This window comes from Oleiphilus sp. HI0125 (assembly GCF_001635355.1).
The window spans coordinates 1-13,942 of the sequence record NZ_LWGF01000540.1 but is presented as its reverse complement, the minus strand read 5'-3'; the positions used below and the strand labels follow the sequence as shown (position 1 = coordinate 13,942).

Genomic DNA, 13,942 nt, shown 5'->3' with positions numbered 1-13,942 from the left:
TCATGACCACTGGTGGTGAAGGCGGCATGGTTACGACCAATGACAAATCCCTTTGGGAAAAGATGTGGTCATTCAAAGATCACGGTAAGAGTTATGATGCGGTCTATCACCGCGAGCATGCTCCGGGCTTTCGCTGGTTGCATGAATCTTTCGGTACCAACTGGCGCTTAACCGAGATGCAATCAGCGATTGGGCGAATTCAATTAACACGTATACCTGATTGGACATTGGGTCGCACGCGCAATGCGAATGCAATTGCAGATGTCTGCCGAAAATTTGATTTCCTGCGTGTACCTGAGATTCCAGCCAACATCGTTCACGCTCATTACAAGTTTTATGTATTTGTTGAGTCTAACAAATTGCCACAAGGCATTACTCGCGATTGCTTGATCGAGCGAATCAACGCGGCCGGTATACCCTGCATGCAAGGCTCCTGTTCAGAGGTCTACCTAGAAAAATCCTTCGACGATCATCTCTCCAAACCTAAAGAGCGCTTACCTGTTGCCAAAGAACTCGGCGAAACCAGCTTGATGTTTTTAGTTCATCCCACGATTAGTGAGGAGCAGTTGAGTGACGTATGTGAGGAGTTGGAAGGAGTGCTGTCGTCAGTCGTTTAAGTAGGCTTATGGATGCTCGACTGCTTAAGCTTTAAACAGGGCTTTTCAACAAGTTTCCAAGAGGCAAGTGCGGTTGCCATTGTCGCAATTAGCATCGTTATCAGAGCTACTTTGTTATTTTGAAATGGTGACGTTTCAATAAAAAGGTTCACGATGATCATATGGTAAATATAAATGCCATAGGATATATCGTTACCCTGCAGCCAATGGCTCAAGTTCGTCTGACTGAATGCAGCAGATATTGTAAGGCAGCCAAGTAATGTCGAAGATATTGGGTTAAGGCTATTTCCTTGGAAAGGAAGATTTGCTACAAAACAAATCGCTAGCCAAACTACAAATAACCCAAGCCAGTTCCAGAACCTTCCCGAGAAAAGTGGTTGGACTCGGCGGAAGTTTTTTTGGATAAGCACTCCCAATAAGAACATGTACAGGTATGGTAAGACTGTTACTCCGAACAATTTTGAGTAAATCGTATCTTGTGGTGCAATTAAATTGATGTTGATTTGATTCATTAACACCATAACGAAAATAAGACAGGCAAGAGTTATATTTTGAGCTGAGAAACTTAGTCTTCTGAGTGCCAAGTATATTAGAGGCAGTAGGGCGTAAAATTGAAGTTCGATGGGTATAGTCCAGAGACTTCCGTTTAGTACTCCTACACCATAGCCTCTTAAGAAATCGGGGTTATAGAATTGCCCGACAGTTAGCTGCATGAGTGTCCAAGCCGCAAAGTTAGTGCCTGAAGCTTCTATTTCTTAGCAAGTGATTACTGTAAATAAACCAAAGATGAAACAAAACCATAAGGCTGGGTATATTCTGAGCAAGCGATTTATCGCGTAAGTTCTCATTGATGGGGTGCGGTCGTAAGCAGCGGAAATGAGAAAACCACTTATCACAAAGAAAATCGGTACGCCGGGAAAGGCGGCAATCACTGTCATTAATGTTTCTGGCATTTCGACTTTAAAGTGATCAACGCCGTGTACGAATGCCACTTGGAGTGCGGCAATTAATCGAAGTAGATCAAAGTTGTTATTTCTCAAAAGTGGCCTGTTTTTTTGCATTAAGCTAGGGCCTTCTTAAGAGTCTTAACAATCCTTTGCGCAGCTTCGCCATCGCCATAGGGGTTGTGCGCTTCCGACATGGTTTTATAGGTACTGTCGTTCAGCAGAATATCAAAGGTATTCGCTATGATTTTCTGGGGGGAGGTGCCAACCAATCTTACGGTGCCTGCTTCAACGGCTTCTGGTCTTTCGGTGACTTCACGTGTGACGAGTACCGGTTTACCGAACGATGGTGCTTCTTCCTGAATGCCGCCTGAGTCGGTGATCACCATATCGCATTTATCGAGGAGCCAAACAAAGGGTAGGTAGTCCTGTGGTTCAATGAGCAGAATGTTTGGGCACTTGCCAAGCGCTTTGTTGACTGGTTTTTGAACATTGGGGTTTAGGTGTACCGGATAAACGAGTAACCAGTTAGGGTGTTCTTGTACGATGGTTTTGAGCGCCTCGCAGAAGTCTATAAAGCCTTGGCCGAAGTTTTCTCTGCGGTGGCCAGTAATCAGAATAAAGCGCTCAGGCTGATCTTTGATTTTCTCAATACAGCTTTGTGGAAGTTTCGGTGACCAGGTTGAAGGCGCTATCTGGTTTACTTTTTCGCGCACGCTCAATAACGCATCAATTACGGTATTGCCCGTTACATGAATTGCGCTTTCGTTTATTCCTTCGGTTAAGAGGTTTTGTTTTGCAGTGGAGGTGGGCGCAAAGTGGTATTGTGAAATTCTACCAACGAGTGAGCGGTTTGCCTCTTCTGGGAAGGGGGCGCGTAAATCACCGGTTCTCAAGCCAGCCTCCACATGCCCTACGAGAATGCCTTCGTAAAAGGCTGCCAAGGCTGCAGCAAAACAGGTCGTGGTGTCGCCATGCACAAGTACGAGGTCTGGCTGGCTCTCGCGTAGTACCTCTCGCAAACCAAGTAATACCTTACTGGTTATGTCAAACAGGTCTTGCCTCGCTTTCATAATATTCAGGTCGAAGTCCGGTTTGATCTCAAATAACTTAAGTACTTGGTCGAGCATCTCTCTATGTTGTGCTGTTACACAAACCAGGCTTTCAAGCTTCGGCTCTTTCTCTAACGCTTTTACAACAGGGGCCATTTTGATGGCTTCTGGACGTGTGCCAAATACAGTTAGTACACGTTTCTTTTTAGACGGCATTACTTCACGATGCCTCTTGTGTCGATTACGATTTTCTCACTGAGTTTTGCAGCAGAGAGTGATTCGAATGGTTTGTGGTCAACCAGCAAAAGAAGGATGTCTGCACGATCAACGGCCTCGTCAAAACTGCAGAGCTCAAAGTCTTTATGTGTTTTGATATTGGGCTCACATACGATGATTTCACCGATGTTCTCTTCAATGAGCTGTTTGGTAATCGCAAGTGCGGGGGATTCTCTAAGGTCATCCACGTTGGCTTTAAACGTTAAGCCTAAACAGGCGATCACCGGTTGTTTAAAGCGTTCTGCTTTTTCTTTTACTTTATTGACCACCCATTCCGGTTTTGCATCGTTTACTTCGCGCGCAGAACGGATCAGTTTGGATTGCTCAGGATTGCGGTGAATGATGAACCAGGGGTCAACCGCAATGCAGTGGCCGCCAACGCCAGGACCCGGCTGCAGAATGTTGACGCGTGGGTGACGGTTAGCGAGTGAGATAAGCTCCCAAACATCGATATGCTCTTTATCGCAGATCAATGAAAGTTCGTTCGCAAAAGCAATGTTCACATCACGGAAGGAGTTTTCAGTGAGTTTTGAAAGCTCAGCCGTTTTGGCAGAAGTTTCTAACACCTCACCACTCACAAACTCTTTATAAAAATCTGACGCGACTTTAGTTGATGTTTCGTTGATGCCGCCAACGATTCTGTCGTTTTGTACCAGTTCGATGAGGATTCGACCAGGGAGTACGCGCTCCGGGCAGTGCGCGACAAACACATCCTCTGCAGTGTTGTGGCCATGCTCCTGAAGAATCTCCGCGACCAAATCGGTTGTGCCGACGGGGCTGGTTGATTCAAGAATAATCAGATTGCCTTTCTCAACGAATGGCGCGATTGTTCTGGTCGCCTGTTCAACGTAACTCAAATCCGGAACATATCCGTCTTTAAATGGTGTGGGTACAGCGATAATAAACATATCGGCTTTGCAGGGCTCCAAACTAGCCTTTAGATTGCCTGCATTAACTGCCGATTTAACGAGCAGATCAAGGTCGGGCTCGACTATGTGAATTTTGCCTTGATTGATTGTTTCGACTACTGAAGGGGAAACATCTACGCCGGTTACTTGATACCCTTTAGTGCCAAGAAGAGAAGCGGTTGGAAGGCCGATATAGCCCAAGCCCATTACGCAGACTGATTTGAATTCCTTGTCCATGAAAATCCCAGAAGAAATTATTATTCATTGGCAACTAGTATAGGTTGAAACAGCTACGTGCTTAAGGCTTCTTTCGGTTATTTAATTAACTTGAGTAGCCTATAATCAGCAACGCAACGTGTTTAACGTTCGCCCCGGCATTACCGGTTTAGCGCAAGTGAATGAAATTGATATGTCGACGTCTGAGTTATTGGCAAAGTGGGATAAGACCATGATCGAAGGGTTTAGCTTAGGTATGTATTTTAAGCCGATTCTTCAGACGGTGACTGGTGCCGGTTCCGGCGATCGGGTTGTTAAGTAATCATCTATAGTGTCAGAGCTTGCTTGTATTCGGCAGCCAGCATTTTGGCGCCTTTTAGCGTTAGGTGTCCTTCATCAAAATAAAGCAGCTCTTTGTCGTTATTTATGACCCGACAAGTTGGCGTGCAAAATACCGGTGCTGTCTCGACGATGCGATTCTTCAGTAAGTTTCTTAGGTAAGTCAATTCAGCTTTGTTTTCTTGCTCATAATCTTCGATGTTCTTATTTAGGACATCGTCTTCACCAATAGATTCAGCGAAGAGTGCTTTGGGTACGTGCTTTGAGTACGTTGTTATTGGAGCTATTATCGTTACTAAGATTAAATGTTCTTCCGCTTTTTGAATAAGATCTTCTAGCTTATCTTTGTCTACCCCCTTCGGTGAAAAATGTAGAACAATCCGTTTGGAACTGATTTTAAGGGCATCTGTAATCACTTCATCACTTGTTATCTTTCTTTTGGTCATTAGAGGGGTGTTCGTAACGTAAAAGTAAGTTTTGAAATTTTGTTCCTCTGCTACTTCGTTAAAACTGGTTTTAATCGAATCTGCGTGAGAGTTACCCACAATAAGGACGGCTTGAGCATTCAAGGACGTGGCACTAGAAATCGAGCATATTCGCTCTGATGGGTTCAGCATACGGAAGATTTTGCCACAACGGTAAGTTGCACGGTCTTCCCAAGCGGCAAAGATTTTCTGCTGATCAGCAGAAAATGCTTGTTGCTGAAATTGGGTGCCGAGGAATGCTGCAATGATTACAACTGCATAATTCGCAGCAATATAGCTTATAAGACGTTTTTGTTTGCGTAGTTCAATTAGGTGATAACTGGCGATTGATAGAACACAAGTAAGAGCAACCTGGAGAATAAGGCCCTCTTCTGTTGTACTCGATAATATTGTTCCGCCGAAAGGCGTGTAATCACACAAAATGATACCGGCCCGATTATTTGTACAGAGCCTTCTGCAAAGTTACTCCCCCTTGTTTTAGAAGACGCGGTAAAAATTGGTTTTACCCGTAACAAGCGCATGCTTGCGCAGTTTATGATGGTGTTGGAAGAACGCATTGTTGCCGTGCCTTATAAGCAATGGAGCAAGGTAGACGATGCGCTCTCCATCAAGTTTAAGCAGGCTGGACATATTCTTGGCTCGGCGTATGTAGAGTGTCGGGTTTGGGAGGTTTCTGACCTATCAAGAAAAGCAATGGATTACTGCCTGCGCGGTAATGACGACAAAAATACAATACAAAAAGTGGTGTTCTCGGGTGATCTGGGAGCGCCGTATTCCCCCTTGTTGAATAACCCCAAAGCACCTTATAGCTGCGATACTCTGGTGATTGAGAGTACCTATGGCGACAAGGAGCATGAGTCGAGTCGGAATCGTAAGGCGCGCTTGCAGAAGGTGATTGAGCGGGCAGTGCAGGATAGTGGTGTGGTATTGATTCTCGCCTTTAGTATTGGTCGCACCCAAGAGCTCTTGTATGAGCTTGAGGGGATTATTCACAGGAACAAGATCCTGAATCAAGTTGAGGATGACCATAGTTCTTCGTCATTCCGTGCTACGACACGGAATCTTAGAAATGGTCGCTCAGATACCGGATCGGAGTCCGATATGACAACTGCAATTTGGAACGACATTGAGGTCATTATCGACTCGCCCTTGGCGGCTAAATTTACAAAGGTGTATCGGAAGCTAGAGCCATACTGGGATGCGGAGGCGCGAAAGCGTGTACGGGCAGGGCGCCACCCTTTAAGCTTTGAGTAACTCACCACTATTGATAGTCATGAAGACCATGAACTAACGGTTCGGTATTTAGCAAAAACAGCGAGGCCTACCATTGTATTGGCTGCAAGCGGAATGTGTGCCGGTGGCCGTGTGGTGAATTATCTAAAAGCCCTGATTGAAGACAAACGCACTGATGTATTGTTTGTTGGGTATCAGGCGAAAGGAACGCCTGGGCGTGATATTCATAAATACGGCCCGCGCGGCGGTTGGGTGATGCTAGATGGCCAGCGTTATACCATCAATGCACAAGTGCATGCGCTATCGGGCTACTCTGCGCATGCCGATTAAAAAGACCTACTTAATTTTGTCAAGCGTATGCGCTGCAGACCTTCTCAGGTTCGTATTGTGCATGGTGACGACGACGCCAAAGCGGCACTGAAAGCAAAATTTGAGGCTTTGTTAGGGAATGAGGCGGAAATTCTAATTCCTTAAACATTGGAATCAGAGTAAAAGTACTCTGACCCTAATGTTGCGTTTTTTACCATTTGTAGGAGATATCCTACAAACTTTCAGAGATCTCCTATATTTTCCAACCAGAATATTCTCTAACATCTCTAATCATAGGGATAGCGAAGACAAACGGACTTGTCGCAACTGTCAAGGATGACTACGTGAATGAGCTGGCGTTGCCCGTTCGTCCCTATCTTATACTCTTCTAAGTATTTCTTTTTCCTTTCTTAAGATTTCTTGCCGTTGACCTACTTGTAGCATAGAGCTGTAATTATTGATTGGGCTTTGTTTGAGTCAGAGTATCTTTAATCTGACTCATGTATGGTCGGATTTATACCATGTCTTGCGCTTGTTCTGGGGTGTTCTTAATAAAGCCGCGTTGTTCTAAATAATTCAGTAATATCTCTGTGCATGCATTGATATCATGCTCGTGCGTATTCAAAGTAACTTCAGGCGCTTGCGGTGCTTCGTATGCTGAGTCTATTCCTGTAAAGAATTTGATCTCGCCTGCCCGGGCTTTTTTGTATAAGCCTTTTGGGTCCCGCTCTTCACATACATCTAAAGGCGTGCTGACATGCACTTCAATGAATTCATTATTTTCAAACAATGAGCGCACCATATTTCGATCGCTTCTAAATGGCGAGATGAACGCCGACATCACAATTAAACCGGCATCTGTAAAAAGTTTTGATGCTTCGCCAATTCTACGAATATTTTCGATACGATCTGCATCTGAAAAACTTAGGTCTTTGTTTAAGCCATGGCGTACGTTATCGCCATCCAATAAGAAGGTATGATACCCACGCTGAAAAAGTGCGTTATCAAGCGCGTTAGCCACGGTTGACTTACCAGCACCGCTTAAGCCAGTGAACCATAATAAACAAGGTTTTTGCTTCTTTTGATCGGCACGTCGTTCAGCGCTTACTGCCTGATTGTGCCAAACAATATTGTTGCTCATTCTGCATCCTTACTTTTGATCATTATCATGAATCAAGATTACTCAATTCGATAGCTTTTGTCCTTTGCCGCCCATGTCTTTTGATAAAGTTTGAGGGCTTTATCAACAAATCGATTACTGATCGAAATCTGTGGCCATAGATCATCCCAATGGGGGTTAAGTGTTTCGACCATTTTTTGCAAAGTAGGCTCGTCGGTTGTTCTTAGTTCTTTGCAGCGAGTATTTGCAACCAATCTATCTCTATATTCTTCGTAATAGACTAAATCGTCAATACGTGCAATCGGAAATCCGTCGGCATTGAAGTTATTCGCGCGCGAAAAGCGGATGCTTGTAAATAAGCAGTTTGTCTGTTTTACGGTGAGCGAGTGGGTGTATTTTCGTGCAAGTATATAAACGTAGGTCCGAGCCATTACTTCCTCCGTTTAGGCTTTGGTGAGAGTTGCTTGCGCAAGGCAATTCCATGCAACGGGCCAAAGAATAACCAATCTACAGAGAGTGTACAAACTAGCTTTTACTATGGCTCGCTTTATGACAAACTGGTGCATGTTATTCACAATAAAAATTAGCTTCTGGCGAAAAAATAAATGCCCTCTTGCTCGACAGCTCAGCGCTCGTTGACTATAAAAAGCTATAAATAGGGCGCGAAAGATGCCTCAAGCAGTCATTGGATGTGATCTAGGGATAAGCAGGACGTGCTAAAAAACCTTCTCTTTTTACCTCGTTATCAAAAAAGACTTGTTTCATTGCTCATAGATTCCATCTCGCTACCTGTTGCGATTTGGATGGCGTTCTGTCTTCGTCTCGATACTTTTTATGTTCCAGATTCAGGCGCGAGTGTCTTAGCAATGTGCCTTACCGTTGCATGCAGTTTACTGGCATTCACCAAATTTGGTTTGTATCGCGCGGTCATCCGTTACATGAGCAATCATGCCATGAAAGCCGTCGCCGCTGGAGTGAGCGTTTCTGCTTGTGTACTTGCACTTTCAGCATTTGCCCTACAAGCTGAAATGCCCCGTTCTGTGCCATTAATTTACTGGTGTTTAGCATTGGTGTTTGTGGGTGGTTCGCGCATGACTGCGCGATCATTGGTGCATACGTCGATGGTACGCAGCAAAGAGCGCATTGTGATTTATGGGGCAGGTAAATCTGGCTTACAGCTCAGTTCAGTGTTGTTTCATAGTAAAGCGATGCAGCCAGTTGCATTTATTGATGACGATCAAAATCTTCATGGCACAGATCTAAATGGTATACGGGTGCACAGTCCTGCGGGCTTGCCAAAAGTATTGGCGAAATATGGAGCTACCAAGGTCCTGCTTGCGCTTGGCCACGCACCACGTTCACGTCGAAGTTTAGTGATTCGTTTTCTAGAACAATACCCTGTTGTAGTGCAAACCATTCCGGCGATTAACGATGTGGTGTCTGGAAAAGCGAAAATAGAAGAAGTGCGCGATGTTGATATCGAAGATTTATTAGGTCGTGATGAAGTCTCGCCAGATCGTCAATTGTTAGCTGAGTGCATCAGTAAGAAGACGGTCATGGTCACGGGCGCAGGCGGTTCAATTGGATCAGAGTTATGCCGCCAAATTGTGCGTTTAGCTCCGCTAAAATTGATTCTTGTTGAGTCTTCTGAATATGCCTTGTATGAGATAGAGCGTGAATTAAAACGCTATATGCTCAAAAAAGATCTGAATATTGAATTGCATGCAGTAGTTGGATCTGTTCAAAAGCAACGTCGCATGGCGCAGGTGATGCGTAGTTTTGGCGTTGAAACGGTTTATCATGCGGCAGCATATAAGCATGTGCCTTTGGTTGAGCAGAATGTCATTGAGGGTATTCGCAATAATGTATTTGGTACTTGGCATGCTGCCGAGGCTGCCATTGAAGCCAATGTAGAAACCTTTGTTCTTATTTCGACAGATAAAGCGGTTCGACCAACCAATGTGATGGGTGCATCGAAACGCTTGGCAGAGTTAGTGTTACAAGGTTTATCGAAACGCCAAGCCGGTACGCGTTTTTGTATGGTGCGTTTTGGTAATGTGCTTGGCTCATCTGGTTCTGTCGTTCCCTTGTTCAGAGATCAAATCAAGCAAGGTGGGCCGGTTACTGTGACTCACCCCGATATCACCCGTTACTTCATGACCATCCCAGAAGCAGCGCAACTCGTATTGCAAGCAGGTGCGATGGGCGAGGGTGGTGATGTGTTTTTGCTGGATATGGGGCAGAGCGTCAAGATTAACGATTTGGCCGTTAAGCTTATTCACTTAATGGGACTTGAGTTGAAAGATCAATCAAACCCAGATGGGGATATCGCTATTGAATACTCTGGCTTGCGCCCGGGGGAAAAACTTTATGAAGAGCTTTTGATCGGTAATGAGCCCATGCCTACAGCGCATCCGCGTATTATGCGTGGACGTGAGATATCGCTTGCTTGGGACGATGTGAAGGTGCTTCTTGATCGTATCGATATGCTTTGCAAAGACTTTGATTGTGAGGCAGTGCGTGAGGTCTTGATGATGGCGCCGCTCGATTACAAACCGTCTGATTCATTGAGTGATTTGGTTTGGAATAAAACCTATACGGATATGCCGGGGACCTCTATGCAGGATCGTATGCGTGATTTGCAGATGCCTGCGAATGAAGTGGATACCAATTCGAATATTTCTAATGGGTAGATCATTGTAGAGATCCTGAATGTGCACTCACGTCATTCATCGCTGCAGGATGACGCTGATATTGAATATTGGGGTCAGAGTACTTTTACTCTGACCCCAGCTATTTTCTATTCCTAATGTATTTCGCTACCAACGATATTTGTTAAAGTTCTCTGGATTTGCCCAAAAGCGCGAATTATTCCATTCACGCTTTTTGTTGTAGCTGGCAATGTCATAGCTATAGAGCATCAGCCCGCTTTCATCCTGTTCTTCTCGTTTAAATCCTAAACTGAGCATGTCGCTAAAAGATAGTGTCGACGCTTCATTGCAGAGAATGAGCATCTTGGCATTTAGGTGGTTTCTCAACACGCCAATGACTTCAATCATCTTGGCGTGTTCGAGTTGATTCAAGTTTTCGCCAAGAACGACCAAATCAACATTTTTCACGTCATCTGAGTTTAACTGTAAATCAAGCATTTTTGATGCAGGTAAAGCTTGTATGACGCATTGTGCTTTGGCGTCTTTCAGAATTTCCTCTATCTGAGATGAAGCGACCAAAACATGGCTAGGTTTGATCTCTTCGATAATATGCATCATGCAAGAAAGAGCGTTATTCGTAGTCATGCGTCTATCTAATCTTTGTGGTTGATTTTGGCTTGTACGAGTGAGCCGAGCAAGGCGATGGCTTCTTCTCGCGCTGGTGTCCAAGCTTTTGAATAGCATAGCCGTATCGAGCTTTTAAACTTATTCGCGTTCGATGAAAAAATCTCTCCAGGGGCAACGATAATACCGTGATCTTTGGCTTCGAAATACAGCTCTGTGGCATTTAAGCCTGCGGGCAATTGAAGCCACGCGACATAACCACCTTGAGGAGAGGATAAGCGTACATCACTTGGGAAATGCTCACTAATCAGCTTGAAGAAGTGGTCGCGTCGACCGCGGTACGTATCGCGCGCAAGGCGAAGATGTCGATCGAAACTAGAGCGGTTAAGTACCTCAGCAACCGCCATTTGAGGTAAGCAGAATTGGTTTGATGCGCTCAGAAATCGCTGATATTCGACCTCTTGCATATATCGCCCCGGCATAATCCAGCCTAAACCTAATTGTGGTTCGAGCATTTTTGAGGCGGATGAACATAGCAGCACACGATCTTGTGTGTCATAGCTTTTTACTGCGCGCGGGCGTTGATGCGTGTAGCCAAGCTCACCATATATATCGTCTTCAATAAATGAAATTTGATATTGGTTGATCAGCTCGACGAGGGCTTTCTTGGCCGTTTCAGGCATCTGCGCGCCGAGCGGATTATTGAAGTTCGGTACGCCAAGTACGGTTTTGATAGGCCATTGTTCCAGTGCTAACTGAAGTGCATCAATGCTCATCCCTGTTTTCGGGTCAGAAGGGATCTCAATGACCTTTAAGCTAAGCGATTCGACCAATTGCAGTAGGCCGTAATAACAAGGGCTTTCCACTGCGACAATATCGCCTGGCTTGCACAGCGCTTTGAGGCATAAACCAATCGCGCCCTGACACCCAGAGGCGATAATAATATCGTCTGCGGTAACCGATACATGCCCGTCTGCTGCGCGTTGCGCCAGCATGCGACGAAGCTGTTCATCTCCTTTGTGGGTGCAATAACCTTGACCTAAAAAGGGTGTACTGCGCACAAGCTGCCCAAAGCTCTTTTTGAGTTGTTGAATAATAGGGAAGTCCGCCGCAGGTGATGCAGCGCCAAAGCTTATTGCGCCTGCCATTGAGGATGTTTGCATTACGTCCATTACAAGCTGTGATGTGCTGACTAGCTTTGGTGTTACGGAGCCATGCTTGAGTTGAGGTGCCTCAAAAGATTGCTTTAAGGGTGTTTTGACGTAATAACCTGACTTAGGCCTCACCTCTATTAAATCTCTATCTTCGAGCAAGTTATAGCTCATTAATACCGTTGAGACACTCACACTTTGCTGTTGCGCGAGCTTACGCACTGACGGGAGCTTTTCGCCATTTGTATAGATGCCTTGACGAATCTGGTCATCAAGGTTGTCGGCTAGGCGCTGATAAATAGGATTGCTCATAACAGTTTCTATTTTTTATGGATATTCATAACAGATTGGCTCAGTTTAAAGGAAACAGATTCCGTTTTTCAACCAACTGTTATGGTTAAAGGTTTTATTTTTGAATCTGTTTGGTTTTTACTTAAAGGACTAATCTAACTCCCATGCTGTTGTACTTGTCTCATGCACTTATCCCATTCACTTATTAATGAGAGGCGATTGCAGCAACAATTGTTCAGCAATGGTTTATCAGCGAATTACATATAGAGGAGTTAGATCATGCGATTATTCGTGAACGGATACCCAATATTATCAGCATTTGAGCGTGTAGTTTCTGCTCGATGTGTCGTTCGTATTTTCAAATTGGCTAAGCTTAGGCTGCAAAATAAGCGACTATTAGAAATAGTCAGTTTGTATGTGCAGCGCGCCCAGCAACGTAGGCAATTAGCGCAACTCGATCAACGGGCATTGTCAGATATTGGACTATCTCGCGCGGATGTACTTAATGAAGCAAACAAGCCATTCTGGAAAGAATAGGGTTGGGCTTTGCGATCATTCGCTTATCAACGAAAACAACGCTACATTTAAGCTCTACTTCAAAGCTGCAACGCATTGAGTAGCTAAAAGTAGTTAAAAGCAGCTAAAAGTAGTCATGTCAGTTATTTCATTGATAAAAAGGAGCGATATGAATATCGAGACCATGTTTTCAGAATGTTGGGCGGCATATAGCAAGTTAAATCCGAAGGTTCTTGAGATGCGAACTTTGCTTGCGCAGCATTCTTCTGGTCTGTTGAATGATCATATTGCGCTGCGAACCCTCAAGCATTCCAAGTTTGGTTTAGGCCAACTTTGTGGTCCCTTTGAGGAGATCGGCTATGAGGTGAAAGAACGCTATCATTTCAAAGAAAAGAAACTGGATGCGCTGCATTTAGAGCATTCAAACATCGCCGATGCACCAAAGGTATTCATTAGTGAGTTGTTGCTCGAACAGTGCTCGACAGAATTGCAGGATCTTATCTCTCGAGAATTAGTAGACCGTTATCAGCCAATATCGGATGCTTTGTTACCCGTGTCGGGTGCGTCTTGGGGCCAACCTTCGTACTCGGTGTATCAGACTCTTTTACAAGAATCAGAATATGCGGCGTGGTTTTATGTCTTTGGCTTTGTGCCAAACCATTTTACGGTCAAAGTTAACTCTCTAAGTGATGTAGATAACTTGAATGATATTCACGTGTTAAATGCGTTTTTAGAAGATCACGGTTATCAATTGAATAGCGCGGGTGGAAAAGTAAAAGGAAGCCCAGAGATTTATTTGGAACAGTCATCCACTTTGGCCGACAAAGTATCTATTCAATTCCAAGAGGGGAAGTACGGCATTCCGAGTGTCTTTTATGAGTTTGCGAAACGCTACCCTTTACCTTCGGGCGAAGAGTTTTCGGGTTTTGTAGAGGGCAATGCGAATAAAATTTTTGAAAGTACGAACGTTAGAAACAACTAAGTTCTAGTGATTGTTTAACAGATTTTTCTTATTATGAATCGATGCGATGCTTGTCGTCTTGAAAGATAACATAACGGTTTTTACCCGCTTCTTTCGCTGCGTACATGGCGGTGTCCGCGTCGCTGATTAACACATCAGGCGATGGAATCAAGGCGCTATGTACCGCGACGCCTATACTGGCCGAACAATGAATTTGCGGTTCTAGTACGATGCTAGAGAGCTGTTCAA

15 protein-coding genes and 2 pseudogenes are annotated in these 13,942 nt (G+C 44.6%); 8 read left to right on the top strand and 9 right to left on the bottom strand.

Going from position 1 to position 13,942, the window contains the following annotated elements; genetic code table 11:
* On the top strand, positions 1 to 617 hold a 617-nt coding region (locus A3762_RS06850; RefSeq protein ID WP_068754658.1), incomplete at its 5' end, for a DegT/DnrJ/EryC1/StrS family aminotransferase.
* Here the strand turns inward: A3762_RS06850 and A3762_RS06845 are convergent.
* The 3 genes and pseudogenes from A3762_RS06845 to wecC all read right to left on the bottom strand — a co-directional run bounded on the left by A3762_RS06845 (position 614) and on the right by wecC (position 4,034).
* Positions 614 to 1,678 (bottom strand): annotated as a pseudogene (locus A3762_RS06845) (acyltransferase family protein). The gene A3762_RS06850 and the pseudogene A3762_RS06845 sit on opposite strands and share 4 nt — an antisense overlap.
* Entirely contained in the window at positions 1,678 to 2,829 is a 1,152-nt protein-coding gene (gene wecB / locus A3762_RS06835) for a non-hydrolyzing UDP-N-acetylglucosamine 2-epimerase (RefSeq protein ID WP_068754652.1), read from the bottom strand. Before wecB ends, A3762_RS06845 begins: the two are co-directional and overlap by 1 nt.
* Positions 2,829 to 4,034, bottom strand: coding sequence for a UDP-N-acetyl-D-mannosamine dehydrogenase (wecC, locus tag A3762_RS06830; RefSeq protein WP_068754650.1), 1,206 nt, complete (start codon positions 4,032 to 4,034; stop codon positions 2,829 to 2,831). The genes wecB and wecC overlap by 1 nt, the downstream gene beginning before the upstream one ends.
* A gap of 118 nt (positions 4,035 to 4,152) precedes the next feature.
* On the opposite strand from wecC, the gene A3762_RS06825 reads away from it, so the two are divergent.
* A complete protein-coding gene (locus tag A3762_RS06825) occupies positions 4,153 to 4,335 on the top strand; it encodes a sugar transferase (protein WP_068754648.1) in 183 nt (60 codons plus the stop codon).
* 4 nt (positions 4,336 to 4,339) lie between these two features.
* Here the strand turns inward: A3762_RS06825 and A3762_RS06820 are convergent, their stop codons facing one another.
* Positions 4,340 to 5,257, bottom strand: coding sequence for an SGNH hydrolase domain-containing protein (locus tag A3762_RS06820; RefSeq protein WP_068754646.1), 918 nt, complete (start codon positions 5,255 to 5,257; stop codon positions 4,340 to 4,342).
* A gap of 99 nt (positions 5,258 to 5,356) precedes the next feature.
* Here A3762_RS06820 and A3762_RS28290 point away from each other — a divergent pair, with 99 nt between their 5' ends.
* The 3 genes and pseudogenes from A3762_RS28290 to A3762_RS28280 form a co-directional block, all read left to right on the top strand.
* Entirely contained in the window at positions 5,357 to 6,091 is a 735-nt protein-coding gene (locus tag A3762_RS28290) for an MBL fold metallo-hydrolase (RefSeq protein WP_068754645.1), read from the top strand.
* A 9-nt stretch (positions 6,092 to 6,100) separates the two neighbouring features.
* Positions 6,101 to 6,400: a hypothetical protein gene (locus tag A3762_RS28285; RefSeq protein ID WP_255375037.1), complete on the top strand. Its 300-nt coding sequence runs from the start codon at positions 6,101 to 6,103 to the stop codon at positions 6,398 to 6,400.
* Between the two features lie 15 nt (positions 6,401 to 6,415).
* Positions 6,416 to 6,544, top strand: a pseudogene (locus tag A3762_RS28280) (MBL fold metallo-hydrolase RNA specificity domain-containing protein); the annotation flags it as partial.
* A gap of 349 nt (positions 6,545 to 6,893) precedes the next feature.
* Here A3762_RS28280 and cysC read toward each other — a convergent pair.
* Together cysC and A3762_RS06800 are read right to left on the bottom strand one after the other, a co-directional pair.
* The gene (gene cysC / locus A3762_RS06805) at positions 6,894 to 7,520 is read right to left on the bottom strand and encodes an adenylyl-sulfate kinase (RefSeq protein WP_068754641.1); all 627 of its coding nucleotides are present in this window, start codon (positions 7,518 to 7,520) and stop codon (positions 6,894 to 6,896) included.
* A 38-nt stretch (positions 7,521 to 7,558) separates the two neighbouring features.
* Complete coding sequence (locus tag A3762_RS06800) at positions 7,559 to 7,930, bottom strand: hypothetical protein (protein ID WP_068754639.1); 372 nt, start codon at positions 7,928 to 7,930, stop codon at positions 7,559 to 7,561.
* Positions 7,931 to 8,263: 333 nt separating this feature from the next.
* On the opposite strand from A3762_RS06800, the gene A3762_RS06795 reads away from it, so the two are divergent.
* Positions 8,264 to 10,192: a nucleoside-diphosphate sugar epimerase/dehydratase gene (locus A3762_RS06795; protein ID WP_231878750.1), complete on the top strand. Its 1,929-nt coding sequence runs from the start codon at positions 8,264 to 8,266 to the stop codon at positions 10,190 to 10,192.
* A 126-nt stretch (positions 10,193 to 10,318) separates the two neighbouring features.
* On the opposite strand, the gene A3762_RS06790 is transcribed toward A3762_RS06795, so the two are convergent.
* Entirely contained in the window at positions 10,319 to 10,795 is a 477-nt protein-coding gene (locus tag A3762_RS06790; RefSeq protein ID WP_156493308.1) for a DUF6231 family protein, read from the bottom strand.
* A gap of 8 nt (positions 10,796 to 10,803) precedes the next feature.
* Complete coding sequence (locus A3762_RS06785; RefSeq protein ID WP_068754633.1) at positions 10,804 to 12,237, bottom strand: PLP-dependent aminotransferase family protein; 1,434 nt, start codon at positions 12,235 to 12,237, stop codon at positions 10,804 to 10,806.
* A 258-nt stretch (positions 12,238 to 12,495) separates the two neighbouring features.
* Between A3762_RS06785 and A3762_RS06780 the strand changes: the two genes are divergently transcribed.
* Both A3762_RS06780 and A3762_RS06775 read left to right on the top strand, forming a co-directional pair.
* Positions 12,496 to 12,753 (top strand): DUF1127 domain-containing protein, encoded by a 258-nt coding sequence (locus tag A3762_RS06780; protein ID WP_082868984.1) that lies wholly within the window; start codon positions 12,496 to 12,498, stop codon positions 12,751 to 12,753.
* Between the two features lie 148 nt (positions 12,754 to 12,901).
* Positions 12,902 to 13,714 (top strand): DUF1338 domain-containing protein, encoded by an 813-nt coding sequence (locus tag A3762_RS06775; protein WP_068754631.1) that lies wholly within the window; start codon positions 12,902 to 12,904, stop codon positions 13,712 to 13,714.
* 31 nt (positions 13,715 to 13,745) lie between these two features.
* Here A3762_RS06775 and A3762_RS06770 read toward each other — a convergent pair.
* On the bottom strand, positions 13,746 to 13,942 hold a 197-nt coding region (locus A3762_RS06770), incomplete at its 5' end, for a diguanylate cyclase domain-containing protein (protein WP_156493307.1).

What these genes read in the sequence shown, in the direction of transcription:
- A3762_RS06785 (WP_068754633.1), bottom strand. Translation starts at nt 12,237, where the DNA reads ATGAGCAATCCTATTTATCAGCGCCTAGCCGACAACCTTGATGACCAG.
- cysC (WP_068754641.1), bottom strand. Translation starts at nt 7,520, where the DNA reads ATGAGCAACAATATTGTTTGGCACAATCAGGCAGTAAGCGCTGAACGA.
- A3762_RS06780 (WP_082868984.1), top strand. Translation starts at nt 12,496, where the DNA reads ATGCGATTATTCGTGAACGGATACCCAATATTATCAGCATTTGAGCGT.
- A3762_RS06790 (WP_156493308.1), bottom strand. Translation starts at nt 10,795, where the DNA reads ATGACTACGAATAACGCTCTTTCTTGCATGATGCATATTATCGAAGAG.
- A3762_RS06800 (WP_068754639.1), bottom strand. Translation starts at nt 7,930, where the DNA reads ATGGCTCGGACCTACGTTTATATACTTGCACGAAAATACACCCACTCG.
- A3762_RS06775 (WP_068754631.1), top strand. Translation starts at nt 12,902, where the DNA reads ATGAATATCGAGACCATGTTTTCAGAATGTTGGGCGGCATATAGCAAG.
- wecC (WP_068754650.1), bottom strand. Translation starts at nt 4,034, where the DNA reads ATGGACAAGGAATTCAAATCAGTCTGCGTAATGGGCTTGGGCTATATC.
- wecB (WP_068754652.1), bottom strand. Translation starts at nt 2,829, where the DNA reads ATGCCGTCTAAAAAGAAACGTGTACTAACTGTATTTGGCACACGTCCA.
- A3762_RS28290 (WP_068754645.1), top strand. Translation starts at nt 5,357, where the DNA reads ATGCTTGCGCAGTTTATGATGGTGTTGGAAGAACGCATTGTTGCCGTG.